The organism is Curtobacterium sp. PhB115, from assembly GCF_003752025.1.
In the GTDB taxonomy this organism is placed as follows: Bacteria; Actinomycetota; Actinomycetes; order Actinomycetales; family Microbacteriaceae; genus Curtobacterium.
Genome location: NZ_RJKR01000011.1, coordinates 214,518 through 229,823, shown reverse-complemented (window position 1 = coordinate 229,823; position 15,306 = coordinate 214,518). Strand labels below are relative to the sequence as shown.

The window sequence follows — 15,306 nt, the reverse complement described above, 5'->3', positions numbered from 1 at the left end:
GCTCGTGTCCCGCTGGGTCAGAACAGGGTCGCGGGCGGGGTGGCCTCGGGCAGTGCGGACGGCTCGGTGACCTCGACGCCGGGCCAGCCGGGTCCGTGCGGGACCTCGGTGCCGTTCTGGTACGCGGTCGCCGCACCACGGGCGCGGACGTCGGCAGCCTCGTTCATCTCGTGGCCGACGTGCCCGCGGACCCACTCGAACGTGACCTTGCGGCCCTGCAGTTCGGCGTCGAGCTCCTTGATGATCTCGACGTTCATGACCGGCTTGCCGTCGGCCTTCCGCCAGTTCTTGCGCTTCCACCCGGCGAGCCACTCGGTGCAGGCCTTGATCGCGTACTGGCTGTCGCACAGGATGTGCAGCGGCTCGCCGGCGTCCTTCGTCGCGCGGAGCAGCTGGAGGACGGCGGTGAGCTCGCCGATGTTGTTCGTCGCCCGGGGCCAGCCGCCGGCTGCCCAGCGGTCGTCATCGACGTACCAGGCCCAGCCGGCGGGGCCGGGGTTGCCGAGGGCTGAGCCGTCTGCTGCGGCGACGATCGTCACGGTGGGACCTCCTGGGTGGCGCGAGTGCTGGTCAACCGTAACGGACCCGGCCGACGGCCCGCGTCAGCGCCCGCTCGGGACCAGGTTCAGGTCGGTCGCGGCGAGGAGCGCGTCCGGGTCGCCGGTCTGCAGGGACGGGTTCAGCCACTGCAACTCGGCGACGGTCAGGCCGAACCGGTCCGCGATCACCGACTGCTCGTCGCCGTTCGCCACCTGGTACGACGTGGGCGTGCCGTCCTCGTCGTGGACCCACCCGTACGCGCCCTGCCGCGGGGAGCCGACGGTGACGTGCAGGTCCGGGTACGGGTCGGGGAGGTCCCAGTGCAGCGGTGCGGCGGCGAGCACCGAGCCGACCCAGGGCCGGTCGGAGTCGTCACCGTCGGAGGGCGCGGGCACGAGTACCACGCTGTGCAGGAAGTCGGGGGTGGGGCCGGCGTCCCCGAGACCCACCGAGGTGGGTGCGCCCGTAGCCGGGTCCCAGAGGACGACACCGGCGCGGAAGCCGCTGGGGTCGTCGCCGTCGACGTCGCCGCGACGGAATTCCAGGCTCATCGGCTGCGGTTTCGTCGTCCGGTAGCCGGACAGCTCCGCCTCGAACGTGCCGTGACCGTCCGCGACGACCCGGACGTGGATCCGGGTGTCGCCGCTCGCCGACACCACGTCGGTCTCGGCGGCGACCGTGCCGGCCGGCATGACCGTCGCGGCGGTGACCGCCTGCGTGCCGGAAGTGGGACCAGGTGCCGGGACCTGACCGGAACCGTCGACCGCGGTTCGTCGCGTCGGCTCCGGGACGCTGTCGTCCCCGCCGAACGCCGAGCACCCGGTGAGCAGCAGCGCCGTCAGTACCGTCCCGATGACCAGCGTCGTCGTGGCGTGTGTTCCCCGCATCGTTCCCCCTCGCGGCGATCGTAGCGGGGCCGGGGACCCGCGCCGGGGCGTCGTGACCGAACCGGTACCCGGGGCGGTCGGACTACCGTCCCGGGCATGAGCGACAGCATCCCGAAGGCACCCGGCCCCGAGCCGTCCGACGACCGAGCCCGCAGCGACGCGCTGCGCGAGCGGACCCAGCACGACGACGAGCAGGGATCGGGGGAGCGGGAGCAGCGCGCCGTCGACACCTCGTACAGCCCGTCGAGCGAACGGGAGACGGCGGCGTCGCAGACCGAGCAGCGGGACCGCGCCGATCTGGAAGCGGACGGCATCGACCCGTCGCGGGTCGTCGCGGCACCGGGTACCGGAGGCGCCGACGACGCAGGAGACGTCGAACCCGAGCCGGGCGACCTGCACCTGCCGTGGCAGTCGGAAGCGGACCGCCGGGCTTAGCGGGACGCCCCGCTACGACACCGAGTCCGGGTGGGAGCCGGTCCGCTGCCCGGACTCGAGCGTCGCGATCGCCGCGAGCTCGTCGTCGGTCAGGACGAACCCGTCGACGTCGAGGTTCGACCGGATGCGCGACGGCGTCACCGACTTCGGCAGGACCACGACGCCCTGCTGGACGTTCCACCGGACGAGCACCTGCGCGACGCTCACCCCGTGGGCGTCCGCGATGGTGGTGAGCACCGGTTCGTCGATGAGCCGACCGCGGCCGAGGGGCGACCAGGCCCCGGTCGCGATGTCGTGCTGCTGGTGGAACGCCATGAGCTCGTGCTGCGGCAGCCACGGGTGCCGCTCCACCTGGTTCAGCGCGGGGACCTCGCCGGTCTCGTCGATGAGCCGCTGCAGGTGCGGGACCTGGAAGTTCGAGACACCGACGCTGCGGGCCCGGCCGGACTCGCGGAGTTCGACCAGCGCGCGCCAGGTGTCGACGTACCGGTCGTTCGCCGCGGCCGGCCAGTGGATCAGGTAGAGGTCCACGGCGTCGAGCCCCAACCGCTCGAGGCTGGCGTCGAACGCCCGCAGGGTCGCGTCGCGCCCCTGGTGGTCGTTCCACACCTTCGTCGTCACGAACACGTCGTCACGGTCCAGCCCGGAGGCCCGGACCGCCTTGCCGACGCCGGTCTCGTTGCCGTACATCTCGGCGGTGTCGACGTGTCGGTAGCCGGCGTCGAGCGCGAGACCGACGGCCGTCTCGGCGCCGGCGTCGTCGACCTTGTAGACGCCGAAGCCGATCGCGGGGATCGTCGCGCCGTCGCGGAGGGGGATGGAGGTGACCATGCACCCATCCTGCCGGTGCGTGGCGGACGCGGGACGGGCCTCCAGGCAGTCTGTGGAGAACGCGACCCGTCCGCCGGGCCGCGACCGTCCGCCGGGTCGCGACCCGTCTGCCGGGGTCAGGTGGGGATGTTCACCGGCTCGGTGTCCGGGATCGGACTCGCGTCACGGCCACGCAGGTCGGGCAGCCAGCGCTTCATCACCAACGGCAGGAGCACGCCCACCCCGGCCATGACCGTGCCGACGGCGAACCCGCCGACCGAGCCGCTGCCGTCGATGAGGAAGCCGGCGATGGCGGAACCACCCGCGGCACCGATGAGCTGGCCGGTGCCCATCCAGCCGTACGCCTCTGCCGTGTCGGAGAACTTCACGGTCGCGGAGACCGAGCCGAACATCACGGCGAGGGCTGGGGCGATGCCGACACCGGCGATCACGAGGGCGAGGCAGAGCCACCAGAAGGTCGTGCCGCCGAGTGCCAGCGCGAGTCCGACGAAGACGATCGCCATGCGCGTCCAGAGCGTGTTCGGCGAGATCGGACGGTGGCCGAACGCCAGGCCGCCGAACAGGGACCCGACCGCGAAGACGGCCAGGACGATGCCGGCGTTCGGACTGCCCTCGCCGAAGACGCTGGTGACACTGGCCTCGACCGCGGCGCACGCCCCGATCAGCAGCAGGCCGGTCAGGGTCGCGACGACGACCGACGGTCGCTTCAGCACGACGCCGAACGCGCGCTTCGAGCGGGGGATGCGGACTCGGCCGAGCTCGGGGGAGGCGATGAACCAGGTGCCGCCGACGACGAGGAACACCATGGCGACGACGATGGCCTGCACCGTGCCGACCTGCGTCGCGACGAACGTCGTGATGACGGGACCGGCGACCCAGATGAGTTCCTGGGCGCTCGCGTCGAGTGAGAACAAGGGGGTGAGCTGCGACGAGGTCACCATCTTGGGGTAGATGGTGCGGACGGCGGGCTGCACGGGCGGGACGGCCAGGCCGCCGAGGAACCCGACCACCACGTACCCCCACAGGGGCATCGTGACGAACGCGATGACGCCCATGCTGATGAGCGCGACGATGCTCGTCAGGACGAGGACGGGTCGCATGCCCCAGCTGCCCATCCAGCGGCTCGTGAGTGGGCCGGCCAGCGCCTGCCCGACACTCGTGGTCGCGAGCACCAGACCCGCGTAGCCGTAGGAGTCGAAGACGTGCTCGACGTGCAGCAGGTAGGCCAGCGAGAGCATGCCGAACGGGAAGCGTGCGGTGAGCTGCGCGGCGATGACGCGACCCACGCCGGGGGTCTTCAGGAGGGGGCCGTACGTGCTCACGAGACGAGTGTACGGACCGGCCGGATCGGGGTGTCACCCGTCCGGGGGAGGTGTGGATCGCGTGGTTCTCAGACACGCCGACGGGAGGTGTCGAGAACTTCCGTCCACAGCTTGTGGAGGACTGTCGGTGGTCGGTGCGAGAGTGGCGGAAAACCGGGCCTCCGGGAATCCACAGTCTGTGGATCGAGTTGTGGAAACTACAGGCGTGTAACACTTTCTCTTGTGGTCGACGGGTCCGCCGGGCACAACATGTAGTAGCGTCGTCCTCGGCACCGCACACGAACTTCGGGCCCCGAACGGGGCCCAGAAACCAGGGGAGAACATGGCCGTCACCGTGTACACCAAGCCGTCCTGCGTCCAGTGCACCGCGACGTACCGGGCCCTCGACAACAAGGGCATCCAGTACGAAGTGCACGACGTCTCCACGGACGAAGCAGCACTCGAACACGTCAAGAGCCTCGGCTACATGCAGGCTCCCGTCGTCGTCACCGACGACGACCACTGGTCGGGCTTCCGCCCCGACAAGATCGCGACGCTGAGCACCGAGCTCGCGTAACGACGCACCTCCCGTTGCGCGGGTGGTGACCGGGTCCGATCTGGAGGCCCGGCTCACCACCGCAGCGCATCTCCCGATCTGCTGTCCGCACCTCTGACAAGGAGCGCGCACATGAGTCGACTCGTGTACTTCTCGAGCGTGTCCGGGTACACCGCTCGTTTCGTCGAGAAGCTCGGCCGCGACGCGGACCGGATCCCGCTCTACCCGAGCGAGCCCTTCCTCCACGTGGACGAGCCCTACGTCCTGTTCCTGCCCACCTACGGGGGCGGCAACGGCGAGGGCGCGGTCCCCAAGCAGGTCATCAAGTTCCTCAACGACGCGCACAACCGCTCGCTCATCCGCGGCGTGGTCGTCGGCGGCAACACGAACTTCGGCGAGGCCTACGGCCTCGCGGGGGACGTCATCGCGCGAAAGTGCAACGTCCCCGTTCTCTACAGATTCGAACTCTTCGGGACCCCTGACGACGTGTCGGCGGTCAACACAGGATTGGATGCATTTTGGACGCAGCAGTTGCAGACGTCGATCTGACGTCGCCGCAGACGGGGATGGACTACCACTCCCTCAACGCGATGCTCAACCTCTACGACGCGGACGGCAACATCCAGTTCGACAAGGACCGTGAAGCCGCGAAGCAGTTCTTCCTGCAGCACGTCAACCAGAACACCGTCTTCTTCCACAACCTGAAGGAGCGGCTCGACTACCTGGTCGAGAACGAGTACTACGAGCGCGAGACGATCGACATGTACTCGCTGGACTTCATCCAGCAGCTCAACGACCTGGCGTACTCGAAGAAGTTCCGGTTCCAGACGTTCCTCGGTGCGTTCAAGTACTACACGAGCTACACGCTCAAGACGTTCGACGGCAAGCGCTACCTCGAGCGCTTCGAGGACCGCGTCGTCATGACCGCCCTCGGCCTGGCGCAGGGCAACGAGCAGCTCGCGATCGACCTCGTGGAGGAGATCGTCGCCGGCCGCTTCCAGCCCGCCACCCCGACGTTCCTCAACACGGCGAAGGCCCAGCGCGGCGAACTCGTCTCCTGCTTCCTGCTGCGCATCGAAGACAACATGGAGTCGATCTCGCGCGGGATCAACTCGTCGCTGCAGCTCTCGAAGCGCGGCGGCGGCGTGGCCCTGCTGCTCTCCAACATCCGCGAGGCCGGCGCCCCGATCAAGCAGATCGAGAACCAGTCCTCGGGCATCATCCCCGTGATGAAGCTGCTGGAAGACTCCTTCTCCTACGCGAACCAGCTCGGTGCGCGTCAGGGTGCCGGCGCGGTCTACCTCAGCGCCCACCACCCGGACATCATGAAGTTCCTCGACACCAAGCGCGAGAACGCCGACGAGAAGATCCGCATCAAGACGCTGTCCCTCGGCGTCGTCGTGCCGGACATCACGTTCGAGCTCGCGAAGAACAACGAGGACATGTACCTGTTCTCGCCGTACGACGTCGAGAAGGTCTACGGCGTCCCCTTCGGCGACGTCCCGATCTCCGAGAACTACCGCGCGATGGTCGACGACTCGCGCATCAAGAAGACGAAGATCAAGGCGCGTGACTTCTTCACGACCATCGCCGAGATCCAGTTCGAGTCCGGCTACCCGTACATCGTGTTCGAGGACACGGTGAACAAGGCCAACCCGATCAAGGGTCGGATCAACATGTCCAACCTGTGCTCGGAGATCCTGCAGGTCAACACCCCGACGACCTTCAACGAGGACCTGTCCTACAAGGAGATCGGCAAGGACATCTCCTGCAACCTCGGCTCGCTGAACATCGCGCTGACGATGGACTCGCCGGACTTCGGCAAGACCATCGAGACCGCCATCCGCGGCCTGACCTCGGTCTCGCAGATGTCGCACATCACCTCGGTGCGTTCCGTCGAGGACGGCAACGACAAGTCGCACGCCATCGGCCTCGGCCAGATGAACCTGCACGGCTACCTGGCTCGTGAGCGCGTCTACTACGGCTCCGAAGAGGGCATCGACTTCACGAACATCTACTTCTACACGGTGCTGTTCCACGCCCTGCGCGCCTCGAACAAAATCGCGATCGAGACGGGCGAGACCTTCGACGGCTTCCGCGACTCGAAGTACGCGTCGGGTGAGTTCTTCGACAAGTACACCGACCAGGCGTGGACCCCCGCGACCGCCTGTGTTGCCTCGCTGTTCGACAACGCGAACATCACCATCCCGACGCAGGAGGACTGGAAGGCGCTGAAGGCGTCCGTCCAGGAGCACGGCATCTACAACCAGAACCTGCAGGCCGTCCCGCCGACCGGTTCGATCTCGTACATCAACCACTCGACGTCGTCGATCCACCCGATCGCGTCGAAGATCGAGATCCGCAAGGAAGGCAAGCTCGGCCGCGTCTACTACCCGGCGCCGTTCATGACGAACGACAACCTGGACTACTACCAGGACGCGTACGAGATCGGTGCCGAGAAGATCATCGACACGTACGCCGCGGCGACGCAGCACGTGGACCAGGGCCTGTCCCTGACGCTGTTCTTCAAGGACACCGCCACCACGCGTGACATCAACAAGGCCCAGATCTACGCATGGCGCAAGGGCATCAAGACGATCTACTACATCCGTCTGCGCCAGCTCGCCCTCGAAGGCACCGAGGTCGAGGGCTGCGTCAGCTGCATGCTGTAGAGCTGCTGCTCTCTTCCTGTAGGCGCGGGGCGGGCCCCGCCCCGCGCCTCCAGTCCGTCATCAGATCACCATCTCGAATCCGGAAGACAATCCCATGACCCTCACCGACCCGGTCCACGCCACGGGCAAGTCCATCCCGCTGATCAGCTCGGTCAGTGCCATCAACTGGAACCGCATCCAGGACGACAAGGACGTCGAGGTCTGGAACCGGCTGGTCAACAACTTCTGGCTCCCCGAGAAGGTGCCGCTGTCGAACGACGTGCAGTCCTGGAACACGCTGACGCCGGCGGAGCAGCAGCTCACCATGCGGGTCTTCACCGGCCTGACGCTGCTCGACACCATCCAGGGCACCGTCGGCGCGATCAGCCTGATCCCCGACGCCATCACCCCGCACGAAGAAGCCGTCTACACGAACATCGCGTTCATGGAGTCGGTCCACGCGAAGAGCTACTCGTCGATCTTCTCGACGTTGGCCTCGACGCCCGAGATCGACGACGCCTTCCGCTGGTCCACCGAGAACGTGAACCTGCAGAAGAAGGCCCAGATCGTCCTCGACTACTACACCGGTGACGACCCCCTGAAGCGCAAGGTCGCCTCGACGCTGCTCGAGTCGTTCCTGTTCTACTCCGGCTTCTACCTGCCGATGTACTGGTCCTCGCGCGCCAAGCTCACCAACACGGCTGACCTGATCCGCCTGATCATCCGTGACGAAGCCGTCCACGGGTACTACATCGGGTACAAGTTCCAGAAGGGCCTCGAGGGCGCCTCGGAAGAGCGCAAGCAGGAGATCAAGGACTACACGTTCAACCTGCTCTTCGAGCTCTACGAGAACGAGGTCCAGTACACGCAGGACCTCTACGACCAGGTCGGGCTGACCGAGGACGTCAAGAAGTTCCTGCACTACAACGCCAACAAGGCGCTGATGAACCTGGGCTACGAGCCGATGTTCCCCAAGGAGACGACGGACGTGAACCCGGCGATCCTGTCGGCCCTGTCGCCGAACGCGGACGAGAACCACGACTTCTTCTCGGGGTCCGGCTCGTCGTACGTCATCGGCAAGGCAGAGAAGACCGAGGACGAGGACTGGGACTTCTGATCCTGGTCTGACTCCTGGGGCGCCCCGCTGGCTTCGGCCGGCGGGGCGTTCCTGTGTCCGTATGTCGCCCCGTCAACGAAATGGAGCGCGGACGGGCTATGTGAGACAGGGTCTGTCTACCTGCTGAAGCGTGGAGCAGTTCGTCCGATGGCCGACCGGCTAATGAGACAGTCGTGCCGCGATGCCTCGTCCACGCCACAGACCCGAGCGGCGAAGACATGACTGCGTCGGCAAAATCAAGAGCATGCGTTCTCTCGCCATCACCCTGTTCGTCATCGGCGCACTGCCGTTCGCGAGCGGCATCGTCTACTACCTCATCGACTATCGCCGAACAGGCAAGCTCTACCGGAAGAAGCTTCCGTGGTTCCCGATCATCATCAGCGGATGGGTGCTCGCCGCCGCCGGGGTGCTCCTCGGGATGTTCACCACAGGGCAGGGGTTCGAGTGATCATGGAGCCGACCGCCTCGCTGCGGGCCAGCTGGAGCCAGGCAAACGATGTCACTTGCGTCGTCCTCGTGTGAAGGCGAGGACACCGCCTACCGCCACGAGCGCCAGGACGATGACGATCCAAATGGGGAACGGGATGCTCCCGCCAGGGTTCATCACCGCCGGGTAGTGAGAGGTAGAGGTGAACACAACGCTCCGATCGATCGCAACCTGCCGAGGAAATCCTCGTCCAGCACGCTTCCTTAGGCTACTTCTCGCGCCCGCGCCACCGCCCGGTAGTCGATCGGCTACCGGATGCTCGCTCGGTGCCTGACGGCGTAAGTTCGGACCATGAACTATCGCGACCCCGGGCGCGCGGTCCGCCTGGACAGCAGCGATGCTCGAACCATAAGAGGAACCCTGCATCTGACCGCGGGCGCCCCCGAGTTCCACCCGGGGCTTGCGCAGGCGTTGGAACAGTTGCCTTCGTTCCGCAAGGTCGACTCGGGCAGCGGTTGGGCTCGCCTCGTGACCCGGAGCCACGGATCTCTCGGCTCAGCCGTGGTGCGAATCGAGATAGAACGTCACCCGCAGGGAGACGTGCTGGAAGTCGTGATTACCCCCGCAGTGCGCTTCATCTTTGGCCCTAGCACCGCACAACTGCAAGCGCTCGGGAACAAACTACTCGATGCGCTCGCCGCGTCCTTCGAAAGCAGTCCGTAGAGGGATGGCTCAGTGGTCACGAAGCACCTGCGACGGGAAGGTCCAGAGTCCTCAGACCACGAGAACCCGAGGCGGCTGACTCGGGCCCTACCGGGCGCGACCCCAGTCGACTTCAGTCGAGCCGGATGCGGACGACCCAGCCGACGATCGTCCCCTCGTGCGGCATTCGCGGGGCCAAGGTTCGCGCCGCGTGCTGCATCGCAGAGCCTGGGATCGGTTCCTGACCCGAGCCGTTCGCGGACGACCCGTACCGTACCGACACCTGATCGATCCGAGTGACAATGCCGGCGATTGGGCGCTCTGGCCCGGCACCAAGCTGCTCAGCATAGGTGTTGCGTTCCTCGGTCACCGTGCGTCGGCCTCCGAAGTGGCCGAGACGAATCGGGTCCGCGTCGACGACGTCCCACCTAACTTGCTCGCCGACGGCGACGTTGAAAGCGTCCTCCGCGACCTGCCACTCGATGAGCCAAACGTCGCGCTCCCCGTCTCCCAGAGGCGGCACGATGCTCTCCGACGGGACGACGCAGGGTTGTCGCCGCTCAGCTGCCGGGTCAACGAAGCTAGGGCCGCCGGCGGACACAGCGTGTACTGTCGCGGGGATTGCTACGTGTCTTGGCGGACGCTGTTCGGGCGGCATGTCCCGAAGGCTATCCGCCTAGAGAGGGCGCCAGCCCTCGACATCTCGGCGGAAGTGACCGCTAACCGATCGGCTATCGAGCCGCCTTGATGCGAGCGCCGGCGAAGACGGGCCAGTGGGTCGACGTCTGTGGGTCCTGCAAGATATCAAGCGCGACACTGCGGGCACTCGACGCGCAACGCCCGCGCCAGCTCGACCAACTCGGGACTGCCTGGCCTGTGATCGAAAGTGGCAGGCAGCGTGGCGCTGCTCCACGGCACACTTGTAGCCATGAGGCAGGATGACATCGATGACGAGCTCTTTCCGCTCGGGGCTCCTGACCACCACACGCACACGATCCAGGCTGCTGCAGGCTGGAAGGATCTGGCAGTCACCCTGACGTTGTTCGGTCTGAGCCTGCCGGTGCTCGTTGTCGGTTGGTTCGGCGTCTTGCTCTCGATGTTCGCCTTCGACGCGTGCGGTGACGGAGGATGCAACTACACCGCCGGATCGGTCGCCTACATTGGCTTCCCGATCGCGGCCGTCGTCAGCACAGTGGTTTGGGCGTCGGTTGCTGAACGCCGCCGGCGTGGCCGTCGTCGCGCGTGGATGTCTGGAGCAGGGGCGATCCTCACCATCGTCGCCCTGTTTTCCCTCGCTGCGACCGTCGTCCATTTTGCAGCACAGCCGAATTGAGCTGTCCGGTCAGGCTGCCGGCGGCGTGCATCGGGTGGCCGGCTAACGTCTCATTGGCTGATCGTTCTGGGGACCACTCTGAGCGATAGTGTCTGCTGATGCGGAACGTCGAGGGCGAGTGTGTCTGGTGGAGTGATGAGGACGGGTGGGGTGCGCTCCGTTCGGACGACGTCGCGTCGGAGGTGTTCGTGCACTTCTCGAACCTGAGCATGGCTGGGTACCACACGCTCCAGGCCGGGGATCGCGTTCGGTTCGACGTCGAGCCGTACCCACCGGGGCAGGATGGCTACTTCTTCCGCGCTCACGACGTCACCCCGATCTAGGCCGAGCAGGGACTCCAGCCAATTGCGGATCGTGATGCGAGACAATGTGTTCGCCGTTACGTTGAGCTGGTGAAGCCGCCGAAGTATCCGCGCTCGTTTGCGTGGTTCGTGGTGATCGCAGCCAGTCTTCTGCTCGCGCGCGGACTGATGAACCTCATCATCAACACCACCCGACCCGGGTCGTGGCTTCTGTTGATCGTGCTCATGCCGTGGCCGCTTTCCGCGGGCTTGAAAAGCTTGCGTCTGTCGCCTACGAGCACGTGGAGTAGCCCGCCTTGATCATCATGAAGTCCAACGGGTCAGTCAGCAGTGTGCTGAACGACACGTTCCGCCCGCTCCCGGACCAGGTGCGACGTAGCCTCGGCCTCCTCGACAACGACGACCACTTCGCGTAGCTCGTCTTCTCCGCGCCGATCGACGACCAGACCTGGCGCGCCGGCCCGCAGTCGGTCATCGACGAGTACGGCAACTCGTACCTGCAGGCCGGTGGCACCGCGGAGAAGATGAGCGTCGAGCTGCGCCGCCGTGAGGACGGTGAGTACCGCTTCTACATCGTCGGCCGTGACCACGACCTCACCGAACCGCTCACGGAGACCATCGACGTGCAGGCTGCGCACGAGCCACGGCATCCTGCCGAGCTGTTCACGGCCGACCAGGCGGCGCCGGTGTTCATGCACTACGTCGAACACCAGACGGTGCCCGACGGCTACACGCTCCGTCTCATCGCAGACATGTAGACGGTGGCGACGCCACCGTCGCGTGTCCGCGACCGCGTGTAGTCACGCAGCCAGCTGCGTCCGGACAAGCCGTTGGTCCGAAGCACCCGAGGGGGGCGCCCGACCACTCAGCGCGACACCGCCTCCGGCACCGCGCCGCCCCAACCGTTGAACCCGCCGAACACGACATCCACCGGGACGGCCTGCGCTCGGTCGGCCACGTACCGGTACACGCCGCCCGGACGTCCGAGCCACAGCACGTGCGCGGTCGTTGCGGTCGTCGCCGCAGTCCGGATCTCCACGACGTACTGCCCGGAGGGGATCTGGAACTGCGCCGTCTGCTCGTTGTCGAGCAGCGTCGAGAACCGGGTCGAGAACGACGCTCCGGTCGTCGCGTTCGTCACCGTGACGCTCGCGCCGCTCAGCTGCGCCGACGGGCCGCGGGACGCCGAAGCGGCGTAGACGACCAGGTCGTAGTCGCTGTGTGCGTAGTGTAGTGACAACGTGACTTGGGAAGCCGGGAGAGTCCCTCGCTGCTGGTACACCCGGGTCTTCCAGACGGCGGGCGACGCCGTTCCGCTGGCGTACGCCTCGATGCGGTACTTCCCGGTGCTCAACCCGAGGAACCGGTACTGGCCCGTGCTGTCCGAGGTCGTCCGGAACACCTGCGAGGTGTCCTCGTTCCAGGCGTACATCAGGCGACCGGCGGCGGGTCCCGTGGGGCTGACCACACCGCCCTGCACGGTGGCACCGATCACGAGCGGCACGGTGACCGCGACTGTCGAGCCGCCGCGGACGGCGATGCCCGAGCGGAGTCCGGGGGCGTAGGTCTCGGTTCCGTGCGGCGGGAGCTGCCGCGTCGTCACCGTGACGGTGTCCGGTGCGGGGATGCCGGTGAACGTCGCAGTGCCGTCATCGTCGGTGGTGGCGTTCCCGACGACGACGTCGGTACCGATCGCGGCGAGTTCGACGTCCGCCAGCCGGATCGCGGTGCCGTCCGGCGTTGCGAGCTGCACGGTGATCGTTCCGGATCCGGCCGCAGTCGCTGGTGGCGCGAGGCCGATCAGCGCGCCTGCTGCCAGCGCAACGACCAGTGCCGTCCCCGTGATCAGTCGCATCGCGTTCCCCCATCGTTGGCCGGCCGTGCGTTGCCAGGGACTGTACGCGTCGGGCGGGCGGTGGGGAGGGCACATCGCAGCAGTGGTCACCGATGATCCGCGCCTTGAACGCCCACCAGCTGGTGGAGGCGGTGAAGGGCAACGCCAGTACCGGCGCGACCCGTCGGCGGGACGCCAGCCGCGCCTCCAGACCGGATCGAGAGCCGCGCACGCGGCTGACGCAACACGAACGGTGACGCCCACGCGGGCCGGCAACGACACATGAGGGGCACGGACACCGCGGGGGTCTACCGTGCAGCCTCACTGATCGTCCGCACGATCCGCTCCTCCGCCACTGCCCGCACCGCCGCATCCGGATGGTGCCCGAAGATCGCCAACTCCACCCACAGGTCGTAGAACGCGAGTCGCGAACCCATTGACGGCCGCGCGAACAGCTCCGGGTACGCCTCCTCCAACCACCCCCGCACCGGAGTCAACGACGCAGCATCGAGTCCCCGCGACGTCGGCGTCGGCGGGAACTCCTCCGGCCGAGCGCACCACCGCAGGATCGTGTCGAGCTCGACGTCCGCTGGCTGTGCCACGGCCTCCGCGAAGTCGATCAACCCCGTGACCCGCCCCTCGTCGACCATGATGTTCGACCCGTGCAGATCCCCGTGGACGAGCACGTACGGATCGGCATCGAACAGCGGCAACCGCGACGACACCCAGGAGCGGACGGCACCGAGCAAGGGCGAGGAAAGCCCGGCCGCCGCTGCATCCTCGACGAGCGCCATCGCCACCCTCACGAACGGCGGGTGGTACGCCGGCCACGATCCGCCGGCAAGTGCCCCACGAAGCCACGGCGGCATCAGACCGTCGGGAACCGGCACGTGGTGCAGTGCCCGCAACGCGTCCCCGAGCGAGTGGATGATCGACCGACGCTCGGCGACAGAGGCCGTCGGCCACGTGTCGTGCAGCGTCCGCCCGGGCAAGCGAGCGGACACGTACCAGGCGCCCTCAGCCGATGTGCCGTGCGCGATGTGCCGGGCGTGCGGGACGTCCGTGCCGGCAAGCGACGCCACGACGGATGCCTCGTGTTCGTACGCGTGCGCAGCCGCGGCGTCCCCGACCCGCACGACGTACGAAGTCCCTACCCACGCCCGACTGACCCACCCGCCCTTCGCCTCGTAGCGCCCATCGGTCGGCAGACCAGCAGCAGCGAGCACCGCAGCCAACGATCCCGAGGCGCTCACGTCGACTGCCGCGGCACGAGGAAGCACTCCGCGGTCCGGACCCCACCCTCGACGGCCTCCCCGCCGATCTTCCGCATGAGCAGGTCCGCCGCCTGCCGCCCGACCTCGCGCAGGTTGAGGTCGACCGACGTGATCGAAGGCCGGGCGGCGTCGGTGATGACGCTCCAGTTGTCGACCCCGACGACCCCGACCTGCGTCGGCACGGCGATCCCGGCCTCGCGCAGGCGGTCGACGACGCCGCGTGCGATCTGGTCACTCGTGCAGAACACGCCGTCGAACTCGGTGCCGAGCAATCGCGTGGCGGCTTCGTACCCCCACCGCTCGCTCCACTCGCCGTACAGGGCATCGCCGCCGGCGAGCGTGGCCCCCGCAGCGGCGATCGCACGCTTCGCGCTCTCGACGCGGTGCGAGCTCGCCGTGTGCCGGCGGGCGCCTGAGATCACCGCGATGGATCGTCGGCCGGAGCCGATCAGGTGGTCGATCGCCCGGGCGGCGCCGGCTTCGTCGTCCGGCACGATGGAGACGTCGTCGGGGTCGAGCGACGGTGAGAGGGCGTACACGGCGGGCACGCCGAGCAGCCCGGTGATCGAGGGCCGCGGGTCGCTCGAGCGGCCGGTCACGACGATCCCGTCGACGCGCTGGTTCAGGAACGTCTGCACGTAGTGCGCCTCGCGGATGGGGTCGCCGCGGCTCTCGGCGAGCAGCATCGACACCTCGCCCGGCCCGAAGGTGTCCTCGGCTCCGGTGAGGATCGGGATGGTGAACCGCCCGTAGGCGTCGGTGGAGAGCACCCCGACCAGGAAGGACCGGCCTGGAGGCACGGCTCGCGTCTCGGCGCGCACGCTCAGTCCCAGCTCGGTCGCCGCTGCAGCGACGCGTTGCCGCGTCCCCTCGGCGATCTGCCCGCGCCCGTTGAGGACCTTGGAGACGGTCCCGACGGAGACGCCGGTCTGGGCGGCGACGTCGGCGAGCGTCACCTCACGTCGGTTGACCACGGCGTCCTCCTTGCGATGCGAGCGTACGGCACTCGGCAAACCTTGCCGCATCACGATTGAGACGTCAAGTATTGACACGGCTCGTGGCGCACTCTAGCGTCGGCAAACACAGCAAAGCTTGCCGCAATGATGCGGCAAGGAG

At 67.5% G+C, this 15,306-nt stretch carries 19 protein-coding genes; 11 read left to right on the top strand and 8 right to left on the bottom strand.

From position 1 onward, the window contains the following. Window positions 1-17: 17 nt before the first annotated feature. On the bottom strand, window positions 18-539 hold the full coding sequence (locus EDF19_RS16525) for a ribonuclease H (protein ID WP_123681949.1): 522 nt from the start codon (window positions 537-539) through the stop codon (window positions 18-20). 63 nt (window positions 540-602) lie between these two features. Continuing rightward, entirely contained in the window at window positions 603-1,427 is an 825-nt protein-coding gene (locus EDF19_RS16520; protein WP_123681948.1) for a hypothetical protein, read from the bottom strand. Window positions 1,428-1,523: 96 nt separating this feature from the next. On the opposite strand from EDF19_RS16520, the gene EDF19_RS16515 reads away from it, so the two are divergent. Continuing rightward, window positions 1,524-1,862, top strand: coding sequence for a hypothetical protein (locus EDF19_RS16515; protein WP_123681947.1), 339 nt, complete (start codon window positions 1,524-1,526; stop codon window positions 1,860-1,862). A gap of 12 nt (window positions 1,863-1,874) precedes the next feature. Here the strand turns inward: EDF19_RS16515 and EDF19_RS16510 are convergent, their stop codons facing one another. Further along, window positions 1,875-2,693, bottom strand: coding sequence for an aldo/keto reductase (locus EDF19_RS16510; protein WP_123681946.1), 819 nt, complete (start codon window positions 2,691-2,693; stop codon window positions 1,875-1,877). Window positions 2,694-2,809: 116 nt separating this feature from the next. Then, window positions 2,810-4,015, bottom strand: coding sequence for an MFS transporter (locus EDF19_RS16505; protein WP_123681945.1), 1,206 nt, complete (start codon window positions 4,013-4,015; stop codon window positions 2,810-2,812). 322 nt (window positions 4,016-4,337) lie between these two features. Between EDF19_RS16505 and nrdH the strand changes: the two genes are divergently transcribed. The 6 genes from nrdH (at window position 4,338) to EDF19_RS18860 (ending at window position 9,468) form a co-directional block, all read left to right on the top strand. After that, window positions 4,338-4,571: a glutaredoxin-like protein NrdH gene (gene nrdH / locus EDF19_RS16500; protein ID WP_123681944.1), complete on the top strand. Its 234-nt coding sequence runs from the start codon at window positions 4,338-4,340 to the stop codon at window positions 4,569-4,571. A gap of 111 nt (window positions 4,572-4,682) precedes the next feature. Beyond that, a complete protein-coding gene (gene nrdI / locus EDF19_RS16495; protein ID WP_123681943.1) occupies window positions 4,683-5,099 on the top strand; it encodes a class Ib ribonucleoside-diphosphate reductase assembly flavoprotein NrdI in 417 nt (138 codons plus the stop codon). 17 nt (window positions 5,100-5,116) lie between these two features. Continuing rightward, entirely contained in the window at window positions 5,117-7,222 is a 2,106-nt protein-coding gene (gene nrdE / locus EDF19_RS16490; protein ID WP_123681942.1) for a class 1b ribonucleoside-diphosphate reductase subunit alpha, read from the top strand. A 94-nt stretch (window positions 7,223-7,316) separates the two neighbouring features. Beyond that, window positions 7,317-8,318, top strand: coding sequence for a class 1b ribonucleoside-diphosphate reductase subunit beta (gene nrdF, locus EDF19_RS16485; protein ID WP_111086559.1), 1,002 nt, complete (start codon window positions 7,317-7,319; stop codon window positions 8,316-8,318). Window positions 8,319-8,562: 244 nt separating this feature from the next. Next, on the top strand, window positions 8,563-8,766 hold the full coding sequence (locus tag EDF19_RS16480) for a hypothetical protein (RefSeq protein ID WP_123681941.1): 204 nt from the start codon (window positions 8,563-8,565) through the stop codon (window positions 8,764-8,766). A gap of 330 nt (window positions 8,767-9,096) precedes the next feature. Next, window positions 9,097-9,468 (top strand): hypothetical protein, encoded by a 372-nt coding sequence (locus EDF19_RS18860; RefSeq protein ID WP_148071135.1) that lies wholly within the window; start codon window positions 9,097-9,099, stop codon window positions 9,466-9,468. Window positions 9,469-9,580: 112 nt separating this feature from the next. On the opposite strand, the gene EDF19_RS16475 is transcribed toward EDF19_RS18860, so the two are convergent. Continuing rightward, a complete protein-coding gene (locus EDF19_RS16475; RefSeq protein ID WP_148071134.1) occupies window positions 9,581-10,105 on the bottom strand; it encodes a DUF6578 domain-containing protein in 525 nt (174 codons plus the stop codon). 270 nt (window positions 10,106-10,375) lie between these two features. Between EDF19_RS16475 and EDF19_RS16470 the strand changes: the two genes are divergently transcribed. From EDF19_RS16470 to EDF19_RS16455, 4 genes are all read left to right on the top strand, one after another. Further along, window positions 10,376-10,780, top strand: a complete 405-nt coding sequence (locus EDF19_RS16470) for a hypothetical protein (RefSeq protein ID WP_148071133.1) — start codon at window positions 10,376-10,378, stop codon at window positions 10,778-10,780. Between the two features lie 98 nt (window positions 10,781-10,878). Next, a complete protein-coding gene (locus tag EDF19_RS16465) occupies window positions 10,879-11,103 on the top strand; it encodes a cold-shock protein (protein ID WP_123681938.1) in 225 nt (74 codons plus the stop codon). 69 nt (window positions 11,104-11,172) lie between these two features. After that, window positions 11,173-11,382 carry a hypothetical protein gene (locus tag EDF19_RS18855; protein ID WP_148071132.1) on the top strand — a complete coding sequence of 70 codons (210 nt, stop codon included), beginning with the start codon at window positions 11,173-11,175 and terminating at the stop codon, window positions 11,380-11,382. A 224-nt stretch (window positions 11,383-11,606) separates the two neighbouring features. Further along, complete coding sequence (locus EDF19_RS16455; protein WP_123681936.1) at window positions 11,607-11,840, top strand: hypothetical protein; 234 nt, start codon at window positions 11,607-11,609, stop codon at window positions 11,838-11,840. A 107-nt stretch (window positions 11,841-11,947) separates the two neighbouring features. Here EDF19_RS16455 and EDF19_RS16450 read toward each other — a convergent pair whose 3' ends face one another. The 3 genes from EDF19_RS16450 to EDF19_RS16440 form a co-directional block, all read right to left on the bottom strand. Next, a complete protein-coding gene (locus EDF19_RS16450; RefSeq protein WP_185022908.1) occupies window positions 11,948-12,937 on the bottom strand; it encodes a carboxypeptidase-like regulatory domain-containing protein in 990 nt (329 codons plus the stop codon). 287 nt (window positions 12,938-13,224) lie between these two features. Continuing rightward, window positions 13,225-14,169 carry a phosphotransferase family protein gene (locus EDF19_RS16445; protein ID WP_311317124.1) on the bottom strand — a complete coding sequence of 315 codons (945 nt, stop codon included), beginning with the start codon at window positions 14,167-14,169 and terminating at the stop codon, window positions 13,225-13,227. Then, window positions 14,166-15,164, bottom strand: a complete 999-nt coding sequence (locus tag EDF19_RS16440; protein WP_185022907.1) for a LacI family DNA-binding transcriptional regulator — start codon at window positions 15,162-15,164, stop codon at window positions 14,166-14,168. Before EDF19_RS16440 ends, EDF19_RS16445 begins: the two co-directional genes overlap by 4 nt. Window positions 15,165-15,306 lie beyond the last annotated feature (142 nt).

Bases quoted from the DNA above. Each gene is read 5' to 3' on its own strand.
- nrdF (WP_111086559.1), top strand. From the start codon at position 7,317: ATGACCCTCACCGACCCGGTCCACGCCACGGGCAAGTCCATCCCGCTG.
- nrdI (WP_123681943.1), top strand. From the start codon at position 4,683: ATGAGTCGACTCGTGTACTTCTCGAGCGTGTCCGGGTACACCGCTCGT.
- EDF19_RS16465 (WP_123681938.1), top strand. From the start codon at position 10,879: ATGCGGAACGTCGAGGGCGAGTGTGTCTGGTGGAGTGATGAGGACGGG.
- nrdH (WP_123681944.1), top strand. From the start codon at position 4,338: ATGGCCGTCACCGTGTACACCAAGCCGTCCTGCGTCCAGTGCACCGCG.
- EDF19_RS16450 (WP_185022908.1), bottom strand. From the start codon at position 12,937: ATGCGACTGATCACGGGGACGGCACTGGTCGTTGCGCTGGCAGCAGGC.
- EDF19_RS16520 (WP_123681948.1), bottom strand. From the start codon at position 1,427: ATGCGGGGAACACACGCCACGACGACGCTGGTCATCGGGACGGTACTG.
- EDF19_RS16480 (WP_123681941.1), top strand. From the start codon at position 8,563: ATGCGTTCTCTCGCCATCACCCTGTTCGTCATCGGCGCACTGCCGTTC.
- EDF19_RS16515 (WP_123681947.1), top strand. From the start codon at position 1,524: ATGAGCGACAGCATCCCGAAGGCACCCGGCCCCGAGCCGTCCGACGAC.
- EDF19_RS18860 (WP_148071135.1), top strand. From the start codon at position 9,097: ATGAACTATCGCGACCCCGGGCGCGCGGTCCGCCTGGACAGCAGCGAT.
- EDF19_RS16475 (WP_148071134.1), bottom strand. From the start codon at position 10,105: ATGCCGCCCGAACAGCGTCCGCCAAGACACGTAGCAATCCCCGCGACA.
- nrdE (WP_123681942.1), top strand. From the start codon at position 5,117: ATGGACTACCACTCCCTCAACGCGATGCTCAACCTCTACGACGCGGAC.
- EDF19_RS16510 (WP_123681946.1), bottom strand. From the start codon at position 2,693: ATGGTCACCTCCATCCCCCTCCGCGACGGCGCGACGATCCCCGCGATC.
- EDF19_RS16455 (WP_123681936.1), top strand. From the start codon at position 11,607: ATGAGCGTCGAGCTGCGCCGCCGTGAGGACGGTGAGTACCGCTTCTAC.
- EDF19_RS16470 (WP_148071133.1), top strand. From the start codon at position 10,376: ATGAGGCAGGATGACATCGATGACGAGCTCTTTCCGCTCGGGGCTCCT.